The organism is Streptomyces tyrfis (assembly GCF_037034285.1).
Taxonomy (GTDB): Bacteria; Actinomycetota; Actinomycetes; order Streptomycetales; family Streptomycetaceae; genus Streptomyces.
Genome location: NZ_JBAGJZ010000013.1, coordinates 90,090 through 107,243, shown reverse-complemented (window position 1 = coordinate 107,243; position 17,154 = coordinate 90,090). Strand labels below are relative to the sequence as shown.

The following is a 17,154-nucleotide window of genomic DNA, read 5'->3' as shown; positions in this document are numbered from 1 at the left end:
GCGCACGCCATAAGTGGACGTATCGGCTCATTACGGCCACTGGGCGCCGGAAGATGCAAGAACCCGCGTGGCGTGGCGGAGCAGCGGTTCGCCCGGAAGGCGGTGAGCCGGCGCCGGGGCGCCGGGCTTCGTGGGCGGGGGCGTCGGCGGGTGTCAGGCCACGGGGAAGGCGTAGAAGATCCGGTCGCGCTGGACCACCGCGGTCCGGCCGGACGCCAGCACCCGGTACGGGGCGGTGACCGTCGGGCCCTGCGGGTCCTGGGCCCCGATGTCCTGGAACTTCCACAGCCGCCGCCCGTCCTGCGCCGCGAACGCGGTGACCTGGGCGGCGTCCGAGGCCAGCAGCGTCCTGCCGGTGCCGCTGACCGTCACGGCGGGAGCGGCGGCGCCGGCGGGCGCCTCCGTCGAACGCCGCCAGCGCGGCCGTCCCGTCGCCCGTTCGACCGCGCCCACCTGCTGGTCGCGGCTGGTGGTGTGCAGCAGGGTGCCGCTGACGACCGGGGTCCCGTACGGGGCGCCCGCGGTGCCGTTCAGGGTCCACTTCGGCCTGCCCGTGGCGGTCTCGAACGCCTGGAGGCCGTCGCCCACCGCCGCGTACAGCAGCCCCTGGTCGTCGCCCGCGGCCGCGCCGTCCGGTGCGACCGTGCCGATCGCCCGGGCCCACAGCTGCTTGCCGGTCTTCCGGTCGAAGCACCGGAAGACGGCCTTCCCCTTGGCCGCCGCGACGTCGGCGGGGGCGAGCGTGGCCGGGGTCTGGCGCAGTACGACGTCGTTCTCCCGGAGGGCGATCAGCCGGTACCCGGGGGCGGCGGGGCCGCGCCCGGCCGGTACCGGGGCGTGCCACAGCTCCTTGCGGCTCACGATGTCGTGGGCGAACAGATACGACCTGACGACCCGCTGGTCCTTGCCGCGCTTCTTGCCCTTCTTCGGCGGCGGGGCCTTGACGGTGACCTGGTGCGAGCCGGTGAACCAGACCACGGACCCGGACCCGCCGACGACCTCCGGGACCGCGAGGTCCGGCGCCCCGGCGAGCCGCTCCGCGTGGTTCTCCCGGTGCACGACCTCGCCGTTCTTCGCGGACAGCCACAGGAACCCGGTCGGGACCGCGACGAAGCAGAGGTCCGGTCCGGCCGGCAGGACCGTCCGTCCCTTGGCGGCCTCGGCGCTCCGCCAGATCCGGCGGCCGGTGCGCAGGTCGACGCCGCTCGCCCCGTCCTCGCCGGTCAGCACCAGCAGCCGGTCGTTCCAGAGGGCGGCGGCGAGCGGGGCCGGTTCGGCCGCCGGGTGCCGGTACACCCAGCGCGGCCGCGGCGGCAGCCCCGCCACGGTGGGGCCGCTCGGGCCCGGCGCGGGCGCGGGGGAGTCCGTGCCCCCGTCGCCGGAGGCCAGCGCGAACGCCCCGCCCCCGCCGACCGCCAGCCCCGCGACACCGGCCGCGAGCCCGATGAACAGCCCGCGCCGGTCGATCCCGGCCCGGGCGATCCCACGCCGGTCGGACGCGGCGGGCGCTGCGGGCGGGGCCGCCGCGGCGGAGGGGACGGGTGCGGCGGGTGCGGCGGCGACGGAGGACCCGGGCACGGGAGGAGCGGCGGGCGCGGGAGAAGCCGGGGACGCGGGGGCGGGCTCGGCGGCCGGCGGCGGGAGGGGCCGCGCGGTCGTGTCGGCGGGCGGGGCCGCGGGCGTCGCGGGGGAGCCGGTGAGCTGCTGCGGCACGGACAGCTGGGTCGTGGGCCGGTCGGTCGCCGTCACCCGCCGCCCGACATCGCCGAGCTGTGCGGTACGGGTGTCGGCGGCGGGGCGGGCCGCGCTGGTCAACTCCCGTACGCGCAGGCGCTGTCGCTCCAGCGCGGAGATCAGCGGCTCGGGCAGCCAGGCGCCGTCCTCGGCCCGTGGCGGCAGGCCCTCCGGGGCCAGTTCCGAGGCCATCTTCTCCGCGCCGGGCCGCTGGGCCGGGTCCTTGGCCAGGCAGCGCGCGATCGGATCGCGCAACCGCTCGGGCACCGCGCCGAGTTCGGGGTCGGTACGGGCGATGCGCGCGGCGCCCTCGGCGGCCGGGCCGTCCGCGAGCGGGGTGGTTCCGGTCGCCGCGTACGCCAGCAGCAGGCCGAGCACGAAGAGATCGGAGGCGGGGCCGGGTTCCTCGCCCTCCACCTGTTCCGGGGTGAGGTAGCCGAGCCGTACGGACAACTGCCCGCCGGGCCGGGTCTCGGCGGCGGCCGCGGCGCCCAGCGGGCCGAACGCGGCGAGCCGCGGTCCGTCACCGGTCAGCAGCACCGTGCGGGGAGCCAGCCCCTGGAGCACGCCCCCGGTGGCGTGGACCCGGGAGAGGGTCTGGGCCATGCCCGCTCCCAGGATCCGCACGGCGCGCTCGGACAGCGGGCCCGCGAGCTCGATCGCCTCCGCCAGCGTCAGGGCGGGCGTGTAGGGAACGGCCGTCCACGGCAGTTCGCCGTCCGTGCCGTCGGCGAGGGCCGCGGGCAGGGGCCGGTCGCCGGCCCCGGCCAGCAGCTCGGCGGTACGGGCCTCCGCCTGGAAGCGGCGCCGGAAGGCGGGCAGCACGGCGAGTTCGGCACGGGCGGCGGTGACCACCACCACGGCCGCCGGATCCGGCCGCCCGCCGTCCGCCCCGGAGCCGTCCGTCGTCCCGGAGTCGCCTGTTGTCCCGGAGCCGTCGGTCGCCGTCCCGCGCGCGAGGTACTGCACCGCGCTCGCGGTCTCCCGGAGTCGCGCCAGCACCGCGTACGGGCCGATGCGGCGTGGATCGTCCTGACGCAGCGCCTCCATGGCGCACCCCCCTTGCTGACCGTGCCCGGCACCAGACCGTCGATCTTAGACGGCCGGGGCGGCCGGCTCCGGCGGCGTACCCTCAGTTCGGCTTCGACCAGGGCCACTTGGGGCGGTGCCGCACCCGGCCCTCGGGAACGTACACGTACACCCAGCCGCGCGGGAGCCCCAGCCGACGGGAATGGCCGGCCGGCTCCCTGCGGTACGCGTACACGGTGGCGGGGCCGCCGTCCGCGGCCGGCACCGGCACCTCGTACCACTTGGGGGGATGGCCGGTCGGGCCGGTCAGGACGGGCAGCACCCGCCCGTCCAGCGGGCCGCCGGTGAAGGGGGTGTTCTCGCTTCGCACCCCTCCAGTCTCACCGATCGCGCCCGCGGCGCGACCGATCGGCCCCCGGAAGATCTCCGAAGGCATCCGGCCGGCTCCCGGAAGGTCCCCGAAGGCATCCGGCCGGTGGCCGACGGCTCCCGGAACGGCCGCCCGCGATCCCCGCCGTCCGTTATCCGCGTCCCAAGCCGCCGTCCGTCGTCCGCGTCCCAAGCCGCCTGCCGCCTGCCCCTTGTCCCCTGCCGCCCGCGTCCCCGATTGCCCGCGTCGCGGTCCCGGGAGCCCCCGGTCAGTCCCCGGGGAGCAGGTGGGCCGCCCCGTCGACGACCGGGATCAGCCGCCGCGCCAGCCGGCCGGCCGGGCTCGACGGGGTCTCCAGCGGCAGGAGCGCCGCCACCACCGACGCGGTCTCCGGGTCCGTCGCCGCCGTCGTGGCCAGCAGCCCGACCAGCTGGTCGACCAGCCAGTCGCGCAGCTCGGCCGCGGCGGGCCGCTTGCCCTCGTCCAGCCAGATCAGCGAGGCCGCCTCCACGGCCGCGATCCAGGTGCGGACCATCATCCGCAGCCGGGGCCCCGGCTCGCTCCCCGCGGCGCCCCCGGCCAGGTGCGGCAGGATCTGCTCGGCGGCGGCCCGCCGCACCTCGTCGACGATCGCCGTCGTACGGGAGGTCTCGACGACGCTGCCGCCGCGCAGCAGCGCGCTGAACCCGGTGTCGTGCTCGTCCACGAAGGCCAGATAGCGGTCCAGCACCCGCCGCACCCGTTCGGTGGGCGGGCCCGCCGGCGGCTCGGCGAAGCACAGGACCAGCTGCTCGGCGGCGGACCGCAGCGCCGCCTCGTACAACTGCTGCCGCCCGCCCGGGAAGTAGCGGTACACCAGCGGGCGGGAGACCCCGGCGACCGCCGCCACCTCGTCCAACGACACCTCGTCCGGGGCCCGGTGGGCGAACAGGGTGAGCGCCGCACCGAGGAGCTGGGTGCGGCGCTCCTCGACGCTGAGCCTTCGGTACGCGCGGTTCGGCGGAGCGGCGGCAGGGGTCATACGGGAAGCCTAAGCGAGTCCCGCCGCGCGGGACCCGTGCTCAGGCCAGCAGTCCCGAGCTCCGCCACAGCCGGCGCCCGACCCCGTTGAGCACCCCGATGTCGTCGAAGAAGTCCGTCAGCCGCTTCGCGCCCGCCTGCATGGTCTGCGCGCGGTGGCGGCTGGCCCGCACCTGGGCGACCGCCTCCCGGCGGTCCAGGCCGACGCTCTCGTACACCCGGGGGTTGATGAAGCAGACGGAGAAGACGCGGGCCGCCTCGCCGCAGCTCACCCGGGTCAGCTCGCGCTCCCAGCGCGGAGCGGTCACCATCTGGCGGCGCAGCTCCTCCCGGGCGTACCGGACGTGCCGGGCCTCCTCGACCACATGGATGCGGGTCACGCCCCGGATCAGCGGCTGGACCCGCTCGTCCGGGAACGTCAGCCGCTGCATCCAGTCGAGGATCTCCTCGCCGAGCAGGGTCGCCGCGAACGAACCGGGCGTCGTCGAGACGGTCTTCAGCACCCGGGCCAGGTTGTGGTAGACGCGCGGCACCGGGTAGTCGGGCGCCCCGCTCCACTTGATCATCCGGGCGAACATCATCGAGTGCCGGCACTCGTCGGCTATCTCGGTGAGCGCGTAGCGGACGTGGTCGCTGGTCACCGGCCGGTCGTAGACGTGCCGGACCAGCAGCTGCATCAGGATGATCTCGAACCAGACGCCCAGCGAGGCCAGCGACGCCGCCTCGTGCCGGGACAGGTCGATCCGCTGCTCCTCGGACATCCGCCGCCACAGCGGGGTGCCGTAGAGCGAGACGAGTTCCGGCGGCCAGAACCACTTGCCGTCCTCGGCGGGCGAGTCCCAGTCGAGTTCCTTGTCCGGGTCGAAGGAGTGCTTGGCCGAGGCTTCGAGCAGCCGCGCGGCGATCTGCTCGCGGTCCCGGAGCGGGCCGATCGCATCGCGGAGCAGCCGCACATCGCGTTCGGTCACTGGCGTCATGACTGGAGGCACCTCGCACGAGGAGGACAGGGGAATGACCGCCGGTTACCGGCGGTCACCTCTTATGAGACTGCTTGTCAGCAGAGTCGTCAATCCCTTGCGCACGACTTGTTGACCCGACGTCTACCAACGTGTGAACCTGCCAACTGAGGTGACCAGCAGGCCACTTGACGGAGTACGCCAGGCGTGAGGAGCCGTCCGTGTCGACCTTCGACCTGTACACCACCGCCCCCGAGGCGCCGCTGTGGCAGGTGCCCGCCTCCGGCGCCGCCCGCTTCAGCTGGGACTACGACGACGGCCGTGAACGCCTGCTCGCCCTCTACCGGAAGGGCAAGGACAAACAGTGGGACGGCGACAAGCGCATCGACTGGACCCTGGAGGTCGACCCCGACGACCCGCTCGGCGCGCCCGACGACGCGCTTCCCCTGTACGACACCCCGCACTGGGCGAAGCTGACCGGGAAGGACCGGGCCGAACTGCGCAGGCACTACGCCTCCTGGCAGTTCAGCCAGTTCCTCCACGGCGAGCAGGGCGCCATGGTCTGTGCGGCCAGGATCGTCGAGTCCGTCCCCGACCTGGACGCGAAGTTCTACTCCGCGACCCAGACCATGGACGAGGCGCGGCACGCCGAGATCTACGGCCGGTTCCTGCACGAGAAGATCGGGATGCTCTACCCGGTCGACGACAACCTCCAGTCCCTGCTGGGCGACACCCTGCGCGACTCCCGCTGGGACATGCCCTACCTCGGCATGCAGGTCCTCATCGAGGGCCTCGCCCTGGCCGCGTTCGGCATGATCCGCGACACCACGGACAAGCCGCTGCCCAAGCAGATCCTCGCGTACGTCATGCAGGACGAGGCCCGGCACGTCGCCTTCGGGCGGATGGCGCTGCGCGACTACTACCAGCAGCTGACCGACGCGGAGCTCCGTGAGCGCGAGGAGTTCGTGATCGAGGGCTGCTACCTGATGCGGGACCGGCTCCGGGGCGTCGAGGTGCTGGAGAACTTCGGCGTCGGCCGGCAGGAGGCGCACGAGCTGTCCGAACGGTCGTCGTTCCTCCAGCTCTTCCGGAAGCTGCTGTTCAGCCGGATCGTGCCGTGCGTCAAGGACATCGGGCTGTGGGGCGAGCGGCTCCAGCGCGCGTACGTGGACATGGGCGTCCTGGAACTGGGCGACTCCAATCTGGACCTGCTGATGACCCAGGACGAGGAGGTCGCGGAGCGCCTGGACCGGGAACGCTTCGCGGTGGAGGAACGCGCCAGGGTCGCCGAGGTCGAGGAGGCGGTGGCGCGGGGCGCGGCGGGGGAGTGAGGCGGTGCGTGAGGGCGTGCGGAGGGGCGGCCGGGCCTGAGAGCGTTGCGGAGGGGCGGCGGGGCTTGAGAGCGGCAGGGTTTGAGGGCGGTCGGCGCCGCGAAGCCCCCGGCGCGGGCCGGGTGCGCCGGTGCGGGCGGCTCCGGGGCGCGCGGCTCCGGGGCGCGCGGCTCCGGGGCGCGCGGGCCCCGGAGCGAGCGCGCCGGCTCACAGCCGCGCGACGAAGTCCCGTACCAGCGCGGCCACGCGCTCGGGGGCCTCCAGCAGCATCGCGTGCGTCGCCTCGACGCCCTCCACGGCGACGACGCCCGCGCGCTCCGCGGCGAGCTCCGCCAGATCGCGGGCCAGACCGTGCCCGTACGCCTCCATCATCTCGTCCAGCCACTCCGCACCCGGTGTCGGCGCCACCCGGCGCAGGGCCCGGACCAGCAGCAGCGGACGGGGGACGCGGCGGAACAGCGCGAAGAGGTCCAGGGCGTCCATGGCGTCCAGCATCTCCAGGGCGCATTCCCGCTCCGGCAGCAACTGCCAGCCCCCGTCCGGGAGTTCCCGCACGGAGGCGCGGAACGCGGCCGCCGCCCGCGTGTACGGGATGCCCAGGCCCACGCTGTACTCGGCCTGCTGCTCCACGTACTCCGGGGGCATCCGCTGCCCGGCCGAGGCCCGCGTCATGGTCCCGATGTCCGCCAGCCGCCGCACCACCTCGTCCCGGTCCATCCCCGGGTACTGCGCGGGCGTGCCCCACCAGAAGCCGTCCAGGTTCACCGCGCCCGCGACGCGGTCCGGCCGTGCCGCCGCGTACAGCGCGGCCGCCATCCCGCCCAGCGAATGCCCGACCGGGACCACCGGCCCCGTGACGCCCGAGGCGGCCAGCGTCTCGTCCAGGTCGCCGGTCAGCGCGTCGAAGGACCACGACGAGGCGGTGCTGAGGCCGTGACCGGGCAGGTCGACGGCGAGCACCCGGTGGCCGGGGGGCAGATGCGGAACCGAGGCGTCCCAGTCGGCGAGGGAGCGCGAGGCGCCGTGGAGCAGCAGGAGGGCGGGCCCGTCGCCGGAGCCGCCGTGATCGCGTACATGAAGGACCGTCATGCACCCACCGTAGGACGCGGGAAACAGCGCGATATCGTCCCACGGCACGAGGGAACGGGGCGTGCTCCGGGGGCATGATGGATGTGCGCCGACCGCGCGGGCGGTTCCGCAGCCGGCCGCGCGTCGTCCGTCAGGGCCGTGCGGCGGTCAGCGCCGCCTCCGCCGCGCACGCCGTCTCGACCAGTGCGGCGTCCGCCCCGCGCCGTGCGACCAGTTGCAGCCCCACCGGACAGCCGTCCGCCGTGAAGCCCGCGGGCACGGTCGCGGCCGGATGCCCGCTGAGGTTGAACGCCCAGGTCAACGCGGTCGAGTAGAGCTCGCCCGGACCCTCGTGGCCGTGCGGGCGGTTCGGGGTGACGGGGGTGAGCAGCAGCGGGACCCGGGCGAACAGCGCGTCGAGCCGCCGGTCGTTCTCCTCGCGGACCGCGTCGGCGTACGAGGACGGCTCGGCGTCCGGCGTCCGGGCGCGGGGCGGCGGCGACGGCTCCCCGCCCCGGACCGCGAGCCACGCCTCTCCCGGGTCCAGCAGCTGGCACTCGCCGCCCGGCAGCCGCACCGCGCCCGCCGCCGCCAGCCGCTCCACCGCGCGCCGGACCACCGCCCCGACCTCCGGCTCGACGTCCGCGTACCCCAGGTCCGGGCTGAAGACGGCCGGGACCGGGAGGGCGGGCGCCACCGGCCGGTACCCGTCCAGGACGCAGCGCAGATAGGTCCGGGCGGCGGCCGCGGAAGGGGCCAGCACCCCGGCGGAGGCCAGCCCCGTCCGGTCCGGGGACGGCAGCAGCCCGCTCGTGGTCTTCAGCCCGAACACCCCGCACCACGCGGCCGGTATCCGCACCGAACCGGCCCCGTCGCTCCCGGTGGCCAGCGGCACCAGACCCGCCGCGACCGCGACCGCCGAGCCCGCCGAGGAACCGCCCGGCGTGCGGTCGGGCCGCCAGGGGTTGACCGTCCGGCCGTGGGCGCCCAGCCCCCACGTCTGCCAGCACGTCCCGGGGCCGGGCACCGAGGTCGCGCCGACCGGCACCCCGCCCGCCGCGATCAGCCGCCGGGCCGCGTACGAACGGATGCCGGCCGGCCCCTTCACGGCGAACGGCAGGGCCCCCAACGGCAGTCGGGAGGCGCGCGCCACGTCCGCGAGCGCGCGCTCCGGCCAGACCTCGATGAACGCGGACAGCCGGGGGTCCTCGCGCCCGATCCGCTCCAGCGCCGAGGCCACCGCGCCCGCCCCGGCCGCGGCGACCGGGTCGCCCGCGTCCGCAGTGCCCGCCGTGCCCGCCGTGCCCGCCGTGCCCGCGCCGTCCGTACCGTCCGCCCGCCCCGCAACGCTCGAACCGCTTGTATCGCTCGCGCCGTCCGTGCCGTCCGAGTCCGTCATGCGGTCAGTCTCGCAGGGCCGCCTCCATCACGGCGCGCGCGATCGGGGCCGCGCTGCCGCCGCCGCTGATGTCGGCCCGGTGCGCGGCGGCGTCCTCCACGACCACGGCGACCGCGACGGCCGGGCTGCTCGCGTCCGACGCCTGCGCCCAGGAGATGAACCAGGCATACGGCAGGCCCGAGTTGTCGACGCCGTGCTGCGCGGTGCCGGTCTTGCCGCCGACCGTCGCCCCGTCGATCGCGGCGTTGGAACCGGTGCCCCGTTCCACGACGTCGACCATCATCTCCTTCAGCCGGGACGCGGTGAACGGGTTCATCGCCCGCTGGTAGGTGCGCGGTCCGTACCGGCGGACGACCGAGCCGCTCGCGGTCGTCGTACGGTCCACCAGATACGGGTACTTGAGGTCGCCGCCGTTCGCCACGGCGGACGCGACCATCGCCATCTGCAACGGGGTCGCCGTCGTGTCGAACTGCCCGATCGACGAGAGCGCCAGCTGGTCGTCGGACATCCTGGTGTCGAAGTTGCTCTTCGCCACCCCGGACGGGATCCGCAGCCCGGAGTCGTCGAAACCGAACCTCCGCACCGCCTCGACCATGCCCTTCAGCCCGACCCGCACCCCCAGTTCCGCCATCACGGTGTTGCAGGAGACCCGGATGGCCTCCGCCAGCGAGGCGTCCTCGCAGCCCTCGGCCTCGTTGGGGAGCGTGGTCCGCGTGCCCGGCAGCACATAGGGCGACGGGGTGTCGGTCGCGGCGTGGGGATCGGTGACGACGCCCGCGTCGAGCGCCGCCGCCGCGGTCACGATCTTGAAGGCGGAGCCCGGCGGATACGTCTGCCGGATCGCCCGGTTCAGCATCGGCAGGCTCTTGTCCGCGTTCAGCCGGCGCCAGGCGTCGGCGGCGGACGGACCGGTGCCGGCGATCAGCCCGGGATCGTACGAGGGCGACGACACCAGCGCCAGGATGCGGCCGGTCGACGGCTCGACGGCGGCCACCGCGCCCCGACGTCCGTCCAGCCCCTGGTAGGCGGCGCGCTGCAGCGACGCCTTGACGGTGGTCACCACGTTGCCGCCGGGCTGCCGGCCCCGGGTGATGTCGTTCCACAGCGGGATCGGGGCCAGCGCCGAGTCGGTGCCGGACAGGATGCCGTCCTCGGCGTTCTCCAGCAGGGTGGTGCCGTACGTCTGCGAGGCGTAGCCGGTCACCGGCGCGTACAGCGGGCCGTCCCGGTAGGTCCGCTCGTAGGCGAGCTGACCCCCGGTGTTCCGGGAACCGGTGACGGGCCTGCCGCCGACCAGGACGTCGCCGCGCGGCGCGCCGTAACGGGCGATCGTGAGGCGGCGGTTGGCGGGGTTGTGGTCCAGCCTGTCGGCCTCCAGGACCTGGACGCGGGCCGCGTTCAGCAGCAGCGCCACCAGTAGCACCAGACAGAGCGCGGCGGCCCGGCGGATGTAGCGGATCACGGCAGTTCCCTCCGCTTCGGCGTCCCGTCCACGGGCCGCGGCGCGATGATCCCGGTCTCCACCTGGCCGGGGTGCGGCCGGCGGGCCTGGTCGCTGAGCCGGATCAGCAGCGCCACCATGATCCAGTTGGTGACGACCGACGAACCGCCCTGCGCGAGGAACGGCATCGCCATGCCGGTCAGCGGGATCAGCCCCATCACCCCGCCCGCGATCACGAACACCTGGAGGGCCAGGATCGAGGCCAGCCCGATCGACAGCAGCCGCCCGAACGGATCGCGCAGCGCCAGCCCGGCCCGGTACCCGCGCGCCACCAGCAGCGCGTACAGCAGGAAGATCGCGGTCAGCCCGGTCAGGCCGAGCTCCTCGCCCGCGGTCGCCAGGATGAAGTCGGACTTGGCGGCGAAGCCGATGAGGATGGAGTGGCCGAGCCCCAGCCCGGCGCCGAGCATCCCGCCCGCCGCGAACGCGAACAGCGACTGGGCCAGCTGCCCCGGCCCCTGTCCGGCGGCGATGGTCGCGTACGGGTCGAGCCAGTCCTGCACCCGGCTGTGCACATGCGGTTCGAGGGAGCCGACCACGAACGCGCCGACCGCGGCCAGCAGCAGGCCCACCGCGATCCAGCCGGTCCGGCCGGTCGCCACGTACAGCATGATCACGAACAGGCCGAAGAAGAGCAGCGAGGTGCCCAGGTCGCGCTCCAGGACCAGCACGCCGACGCTGAGCACCCAGATCGCTGCGATCGGACCCAGCACCCGGCCGGTGGGGAACTGGAGCTTCCAGATCCGGCGGCCGGTGAAGGCGAGGGCGTTGCGGTTGGCGGCGAGATACGCGGCGAAGAAGACGGCGAGCAGGATCTTGGCGAACTCCCCGGGCTGGAACGAGAATCCGCCGACCCTGATCCAGATCTTGGCGCCGTTCACCGCCGGGAAGAAGATCGGCAGGATCAGCAGCACCAGCGCGGTGGCGACCGACAGATAGGCGTAGCGCTGGAGCACCCGGTGGTCGCGCAGACACAGCACCGCCACGATGAAGAGCGCCACCCCGAGCGTCGACCAGATCAACTGGGTCGGCGCCGCCTGGTCCTTCGGGGTCTCCAGGTCCAGCCGGTAGATCAGCACCAGCCCGAGCCCGTTGAGCAGCACGGCGATGGGCAGCAGCAGCGGATCGGCGTACGGGGCGCGCAGCCGGACCGCGAGATGGGCGAGCAGGGCGAGCAGGCCCAGCCCGCCGCCGTAGCCGGCCACGTCGGGCGGGACCGCGCCGTTCCTGGCCAGGCCGACGGCGGCATAGCCGTAGACCGGGACGAGGACGGCGCCGATGAGGAGCAGCAGCTCGGTCCCGCGCCGTCTGGGCAGGCGCAGATCGGGCGGCGGCGAGTCCGTCGTCGTAACGGTCATGACACGCAACGTAGCAAGAGGAGGGGTCTATTTCCCTTATGTCATAGAGGGGATGTCAACCGGTGCGCCCGTCCCGTGCCGCTCCGCCGTCCGGCGGAGACGCGCGCGTCCCGTCCTCCGACGGTCGTACGGGGGCCGTGCCGTCCGGCGGCCGTACGCCGACCGCGTCGTCCGCCGGGCAGGCCGCGGGCGACGCGTGGCGCGTTCCGCCGTCCGGCGGGCGTGCGTCGTCCTCCGGCGGCGGCACCTGCGCGTCGTCGTCCCCGGGCAGGTACTCGGGCAGGGTCAGCCGGGCCACCGCCCCGCCGTCCGGGGCGTTGCGGAAGGCCAGCTCCGCGCCGATCACCGCGGCCTGCCCGACGGCGATGGTCAGCCCCAGGCCGTGCCCCTTGCCGCCGCCCTCGGTGCGGAACCGCTGCGGGCCGCCGTTCAGCAGGTACTCCGGGAAGCCGGGGCCGTGATCCCGCACGGTCACCGTCGGGCCGTCCACCGTCAGCAGCACCGGGGGACGGCCGTGCCGGTGCGCGTTGGCGACGAGGTTGCCCAGCACCCGTTCCACCCGCCGCTTGTCGGTCTCGACCCGGACGGGCGCGGGCAGCGGCGCGGACGCGTGCTCCCGCCGCCGCGCCGCCCCGGCCGCCGGGCCCGCCCCCGTGGCGGTCTTCCCGTAGCGGACCTCGGTCGTCGTGCCGGAGGCCCGCACCACGCGTTCGATGAGCGGCGCGAGTTCGAACACGTCGAGCTCGACCTTCTCGGTGCGCGCGTCGAGGCGGGAGATCTCCAGCAGGTCCTCCGTCAGCGCCCGCATCGCCCGGACCCGGTCGCGCACCAGCTCGGACGGCCGCCCGGGCGGCAGCAGTTCGGCGGCGGCCGTCAGACCGGTGAGCGGGGTGCGCAGCTCGTGCGCCACGTCGGCGGTGAACCGCTGCTCGGCCAGCAGCTTGCGCTGGAGCGTGGACGCCATGGTGTCCAGGGCGCCCGCGACGATCGCCACCTCGTCCTGCGGGCGCGAGGGGTGCGCCGTGCGCGGGTCGCCGACCCGGGCGTCGAGGTCGCCCTCGGTGATCCGGCGGGCCACCCGGGCCGTCTGGTGCAGCCGCCGGGTGACCCGGGTGACGGCGAACGCGCCGACCAGCAGGGTGGCCCCGGTGGCCAGCAGCGAGGAGCCGACGATCGCCCCGTCGAGCGCGTTGATCGTGCGGGCGCTCTGGCTGTAGTCCACCGCCGTGGCCAGCGCGCCGCCGTCGGCGGGCGCCGCCGCCCACATGGCGGGGCGCCCGTCCCGGTCGGCGACGAGCGTGCCGCTCTCCCCGCGCTCCGCCAGGGCGCGCAGGGCGGCGGGCAGCCCCGGCGGGTCGATCCCGGAACCGGGCGGCAGCGCCTCGCCCGCCTCGTACGCGGTCGTGACGAGCTCCAGCCGGACCAGCGCCTTCTCCCGGGCCTCGGCGACGGTCTGACGGGTCACCTCGCCGTGGACCAGCACGCTCAGCAGCGCGGCGAGGGCGCAGCACATCACCGTGATGAAGACGGCCGCCTTCCAGGTCAGCGTCGCCGTCCAGGCGGGCGCCCGCAGCCGCCCCGGCCGGGCGCCGGACGGCCGCGTTCCGCGCCGCCCGCCGCCGGTCCGTCCGGAGCCGGGGATCCGCCCGGAGCCGAGGGGCCGTCCGAGGCCGGTCCGCCCGAGGCCGCGCCGCTTCATCGTCGCTCCGCGGAGACACCGGCCGACGGGGTGGCGTCGGGGCCGGCCGGCGGGACGGCGTCCGGCGCCGGGGGCGGGGCGAGCTCCGGGACGGCGGGCGGGCGGGCGGTCCCGGCGGGCGGCCCCGGCGCGCGGGGCGAGGGCATCCGGAGGATCTCGTCCCGCGTCGGCAGCATCGCGCGCTGCCGGCCGTCCCACGACCAGGCGGTGCGGTACTCGTATCCCCGGATGGCCGACGGCACCCGCATGATCAGGTCCCGCCCGGCCAGCTCGACGCTGATCACCGCGTCCGAGGTGGACAGGATCCGGGTCAGGCCGCCTGCCTCCGGCATATAGACGCGTACCGAGAGCTGGTGGCCGGGCAGCCGGATGCCGAGCACCATCTCGTCCTTGCCGTCCCCGGTCAGATCCCGGAAGTAGGGGCGCAGCACCGGGCAGGAGGCCGGTGCGTCACGGCACGCCGAGATCTGGCGGACCGTGTCGGCGGGCAGGTCCGTCGTGCCGCGGGACCGGTCCGACCGCGCCTTCAGCCCGGCCTGCACCACCGCCACCGGGTCCAGCCGGTGCACATCGCCGCCCGGCACCTTGATCCCCGGGATCCGCGCGGTCTCGCCCTCGCCGTAGTCGTACGGGGCGGCGGAGGCGGGGGGCAGCTCGGGCCAGAGCCGGGCGGGGCCGACGGCGTGCGGGGCCGGGCCCGTGCTCCGGAGCCCGCCGGCCGCGCCGCAGCCGGCCAGCAGCGCGGCGCCGACGACGGTCCCGAGGACCGCCGCCGTACGGCACCGAAGCCGGCGACGCGGACGCATGTCAGGCTCCCTTCCCTCGGCCCATGCCCCCTAGACATTATTCGGAAGGAAGTCGTTTATCCCTATTTGCTTACAGCCGCACACTGATCGCGTACGCAATGTGCGCCGCCCGCCCCCCACACACCCGCCGGAACTCCGCCCGCCTCGGCCTCGGCCCCGGGGCCGGAGCCGGAGCCGATCGTTCCGGGCCCGGCCCAGTCCCGGTACGGGACCGGCTCGGCCCAGTCCCGATTCAGGACCGGCCCGGCCCAGTCCCGGTACGGGACCGGCTCGGCTCAGTCCCGGTACGGATTCGGCCCCTGCCCGCCCGGGGCGTACCCCGGCCGCCGCCCCTGCGCCGGGTCCAGGTCGTACCCGTGCGGACCGCCCTGCCGGGCGACCGTGTGCCGCGCCAGCAGCTCATCCGCCTGTTCCTTCGAGATCCGCTGCTCCCCGCCGCAGAACGTGCACTGCGTCGCGAACTTCGTCGAGAACGGGAACAGCGGCACGAAGAACAGCGTGAACCTGGTGACCCGCTTGCGCAGCGCGTGCGCGGCCGGGTTGCCGCACCAGCCGCAGACCAGCGTCAGCACGGCCAGCTGGTACAGATATCCGCGCGTACCGAAAATGATCACGTGAGGGGCCCCTTCCCCATGCCCTCCGGGCCGTCCGCGTTCCCCCGGCCGTCCGCGTTCCCCGCGTCGCCCGCCGTGCCGCCCGGGTGCCGCCGGAGCGCCTGCCGGCAGTACGCCAGCAGCCGTTCGTCCTCGTAGGTGTCATGGCTGCCGAACACGCCGTCCATCGCGTTGTGACGGCGCACGGAGGCGAGCTCGGCGCGCAGCACCCGCGCCACGTCCGGCCCCGCGCCGCCGGAGCCCGCCCGCGCCAGGCACTCCGCCACCCGGACCCGGGCCTGACGGCTCCGCTCCCAGACCGCCAGCAGCACCGGCGCCGACTCCTCGGCCCGCCCGGACACCTCCCACAGCGCGGCCGCGGCGTCCACCCGCAGCCACACGTCCTCGTGCCGCAGCAGCGCCCGCAGCCGGGGTATGGTCACCGCCGCCCGCGCCCCGAGCCCCGCCACCGCGTTCACGGCGGCCCGCAGCTCGTGAACGCGTCCGGCCCGCAGCCCCCCGGCCAGCACCGGCAGCACTGCGTCCGCGTCCCCGCTCACCGCCCACAGGGCCTGAGCCGCCTCGACCGCCTCGACCGTCGAGACGCCCCCGGAGGCGCGCAGCAGCGCCCGCAGCTCCGGCTCGGCGTCGCGCGCCGCCGGTCCGAACGAACCGAGCGTCCGCAGCGCCGCCGTGCGCAGCCACTCGCCCCGGTAGTCGGGGGCGCCGCGCAGCACCCGCAGCACCTCCGGAACCGCCTCGTCCGCCCGCACCGCGGCCAACGACGAGAGCAGCGGGCTCGCCCGGTCGTACGCCGCCTCGTCCAGCCGGACCTCGCCGAGCCTGCGGCGCAGCGCCGCGCCCAGCGGGGCCGCCGCCGCGCCCAGGAAGCCGATGGCGAACCCCACGTCGTGCGGCACCTCGGGCCGCTCCAGCGCCGAGGCCAGCGCCGGCAGGGCCCGCACGTCGCCCAGCCGGGCCAGCGCCTTCGCCGCGCTGCCCAGCGCCGGGGGCCCGCTGGGCCAGTCCCGCACCCAGGCGTCCGGATCCGCCGCGACCCGTGCCGCCAGCGCGTCGGCGGCGGGCGCGGCCAGCCCGAAGAGGTCCTCCAGCACGTGCGCCGCCGCGTCGGCCAGCCGCGGCTCCGGGGTCGCGAGCTGTTCGCCGACCAGCCGGACCAGCTCCTCGTAGGAGCCCCGCCAGCTCCGGATCAGCCCGCTGCTCATCCGGAGCGCGTCGATCCGCTGCTGGTGGTCGGGGCTGCGCAGCTGATCCGCCAGCAGCGCCGTCCGCTCGGCGACCCGGTCGTCGAGGCCGGTGTGCAGCGTGCGCAGCAGATCCGCCGTACGGAGGGCGGCGGGGGCCGGGTCCTCCTCGCCGGACAGCGCCCGGGCCTGGCCCACCCGGGCCGCCGGAGCGGTCCGCTCGTCCGCCGGGGGCTCCGCGGCCCCGGACGTCTCGGGGTGCGGGTCGACGCCCGCGATCACCTCGGCCGCACCCGTGCGCGCCTCGCCCGGGCCGTGCCCGGCCGGTCCGGAGCGCCGGGCGGGCGTCGCGCGCAACTGCCGCAGCAGCCCGGTCACCACCCGTACGACGTCTCCCGGCAGCGCGTCCGGCGCGCACCGCGCCAGCTGGGCCAGCGCGGCCAGCCGCAGCCCCGGCGGGAACCCCTCACCGGTCAGCCGGGTCAGCCAGCCGGAAGCCTGCCCGGCCAGCGAACGGTGCCGCAGCGCGACCCGTCCGGCGGCCTCCACCAGCGCGAGCCGCACCTCCTCGGACGGCTCCACCGGAAGGCGCTCCCGCAGCAGCGCCAGCACCCGCAGCGGGCGGCTGTGCAGGCCGGCCAGCGCCGGCGGCACGGCGAGCCGCACCCCCGGGTCCTCGTCGGCCATCAGCTCGCAGAACACCCCGGCCCCGGCGGTGACGGCGGTCGCCGCCATCGCGTAGTTCGCCGCCCCCTCGATCTCCTCCTCGGCGATCTCGTCCTCGTCGTCCTCGTCCAGATCGATGCCGCCGATGCTGGTGAGCAGCTCCACGATGCTGCCCCGGTCCTGGACCCCCGGATCCACGACCAGTTCGAAGAGAAAAGGAATGCAGGCCAGCGTGCAGGCGTACACCTCACCCTGGTGGTGCACGGCCCCGTACATCCCGTCCAGCGCCGCCTCGCGCACCACCGGATCGTCGGACGCCAGGCCGCGCAGCATCGCCGGTACATCATCGGCAGGCCCGTAGGCATGCTCCATCGAGGCCCAGTCGACTTCGTCGATCCCTGCGAACACGCCATCGCCTC

Annotated in this window: 13 protein-coding genes; 1 reads left to right on the top strand and 12 read right to left on the bottom strand. The window is 75.5% G+C overall.

From position 1 onward, the window contains the following. Window positions 1-153 precede the first annotated feature (153 nt). The 4 genes from WA762_RS12780 to WA762_RS12765 all read right to left on the bottom strand — a co-directional run bounded on the left by WA762_RS12780 (window position 154) and on the right by WA762_RS12765 (window position 5,130). The gene (locus tag WA762_RS12780) at window positions 154-2,784 is read right to left on the bottom strand and encodes an outer membrane protein assembly factor BamB family protein (protein WP_335935662.1); all 2,631 of its coding nucleotides are present in this window, start codon (window positions 2,782-2,784) and stop codon (window positions 154-156) included. Between the two features lie 82 nt (window positions 2,785-2,866). Continuing rightward, entirely contained in the window at window positions 2,867-3,133 is a 267-nt protein-coding gene (locus tag WA762_RS12775; protein WP_335935661.1) for a hypothetical protein, read from the bottom strand. Window positions 3,134-3,401: 268 nt separating this feature from the next. Further along, window positions 3,402-4,154 (bottom strand): TetR/AcrR family transcriptional regulator, encoded by a 753-nt coding sequence (locus WA762_RS12770; protein WP_335935660.1) that lies wholly within the window; start codon window positions 4,152-4,154, stop codon window positions 3,402-3,404. A 40-nt stretch (window positions 4,155-4,194) separates the two neighbouring features. Next, entirely contained in the window at window positions 4,195-5,130 is a 936-nt protein-coding gene (locus WA762_RS12765; RefSeq protein ID WP_335935659.1) for an AurF N-oxygenase family protein, read from the bottom strand. Window positions 5,131-5,330: 200 nt separating this feature from the next. Here WA762_RS12765 and WA762_RS12760 point away from each other — a divergent pair, with 200 nt between their 5' ends. Continuing rightward, the gene (locus WA762_RS12760) at window positions 5,331-6,440 is read left to right on the top strand and encodes a ferritin-like domain-containing protein (protein ID WP_335935658.1); all 1,110 of its coding nucleotides are present in this window, start codon (window positions 5,331-5,333) and stop codon (window positions 6,438-6,440) included. A gap of 207 nt (window positions 6,441-6,647) precedes the next feature. Here WA762_RS12760 and WA762_RS12755 read toward each other — a convergent pair whose 3' ends face one another. The 8 genes from WA762_RS12755 to WA762_RS12720 form a co-directional block, all read right to left on the bottom strand. Next, on the bottom strand, window positions 6,648-7,529 hold the full coding sequence (locus tag WA762_RS12755; protein ID WP_335935657.1) for an alpha/beta fold hydrolase: 882 nt from the start codon (window positions 7,527-7,529) through the stop codon (window positions 6,648-6,650). Window positions 7,530-7,659: 130 nt separating this feature from the next. Next, window positions 7,660-8,748 (bottom strand): amidase, encoded by a 1,089-nt coding sequence (locus WA762_RS12750; protein ID WP_335935716.1) that lies wholly within the window; start codon window positions 8,746-8,748, stop codon window positions 7,660-7,662. A gap of 163 nt (window positions 8,749-8,911) precedes the next feature. Further along, window positions 8,912-10,369: a penicillin-binding transpeptidase domain-containing protein gene (locus WA762_RS12745; protein WP_335935656.1), complete on the bottom strand. Its 1,458-nt coding sequence runs from the start codon at window positions 10,367-10,369 to the stop codon at window positions 8,912-8,914. After that, window positions 10,366-11,766, bottom strand: a complete 1,401-nt coding sequence (locus WA762_RS12740; RefSeq protein WP_335935655.1) for an FtsW/RodA/SpoVE family cell cycle protein — start codon at window positions 11,764-11,766, stop codon at window positions 10,366-10,368. The genes WA762_RS12745 and WA762_RS12740 overlap by 4 nt, the downstream gene beginning before the upstream one ends. Before the next feature lie 55 nt (window positions 11,767-11,821). Further along, window positions 11,822-13,465, bottom strand: a complete 1,644-nt coding sequence (locus WA762_RS12735; RefSeq protein ID WP_335935654.1) for a HAMP domain-containing sensor histidine kinase — start codon at window positions 13,463-13,465, stop codon at window positions 11,822-11,824. Continuing rightward, complete coding sequence (locus WA762_RS12730; protein WP_335935653.1) at window positions 13,462-14,271, bottom strand: hypothetical protein; 810 nt, start codon at window positions 14,269-14,271, stop codon at window positions 13,462-13,464. The genes WA762_RS12735 and WA762_RS12730 overlap by 4 nt, the downstream gene beginning before the upstream one ends. 275 nt (window positions 14,272-14,546) lie before the next feature. Then, window positions 14,547-14,885: a zinc ribbon domain-containing protein gene (locus WA762_RS12725; protein WP_335935652.1), complete on the bottom strand. Its 339-nt coding sequence runs from the start codon at window positions 14,883-14,885 to the stop codon at window positions 14,547-14,549. After that, window positions 14,882-17,143 (bottom strand): PBS lyase, encoded by a 2,262-nt coding sequence (locus WA762_RS12720; protein ID WP_335935651.1) that lies wholly within the window; start codon window positions 17,141-17,143, stop codon window positions 14,882-14,884. The genes WA762_RS12725 and WA762_RS12720 overlap by 4 nt, the downstream gene beginning before the upstream one ends. Window positions 17,144-17,154: the final 11 nt, after the last annotated feature.

Coding starts and splice junctions, on each gene's coding strand:
- WA762_RS12770 (WP_335935660.1), bottom strand. CDS start 4,154: ATGACCCCTGCCGCCGCTCCGCCGAACCGCGCGTACCGAAGGCTCAGC.
- WA762_RS12735 (WP_335935654.1), bottom strand. CDS start 13,465: ATGAAGCGGCGCGGCCTCGGGCGGACCGGCCTCGGACGGCCCCTCGGC.
- WA762_RS12730 (WP_335935653.1), bottom strand. CDS start 14,271: ATGCGTCCGCGTCGCCGGCTTCGGTGCCGTACGGCGGCGGTCCTCGGG.
- WA762_RS12780 (WP_335935662.1), bottom strand. CDS start 2,784: ATGGAGGCGCTGCGTCAGGACGATCCACGCCGCATCGGCCCGTACGCG.
- WA762_RS12755 (WP_335935657.1), bottom strand. CDS start 7,529: ATGACGGTCCTTCATGTACGCGATCACGGCGGCTCCGGCGACGGGCCC.
- WA762_RS12765 (WP_335935659.1), bottom strand. CDS start 5,130: ATGACGCCAGTGACCGAACGCGATGTGCGGCTGCTCCGCGATGCGATC.
- WA762_RS12740 (WP_335935655.1), bottom strand. CDS start 11,766: ATGACCGTTACGACGACGGACTCGCCGCCGCCCGATCTGCGCCTGCCC.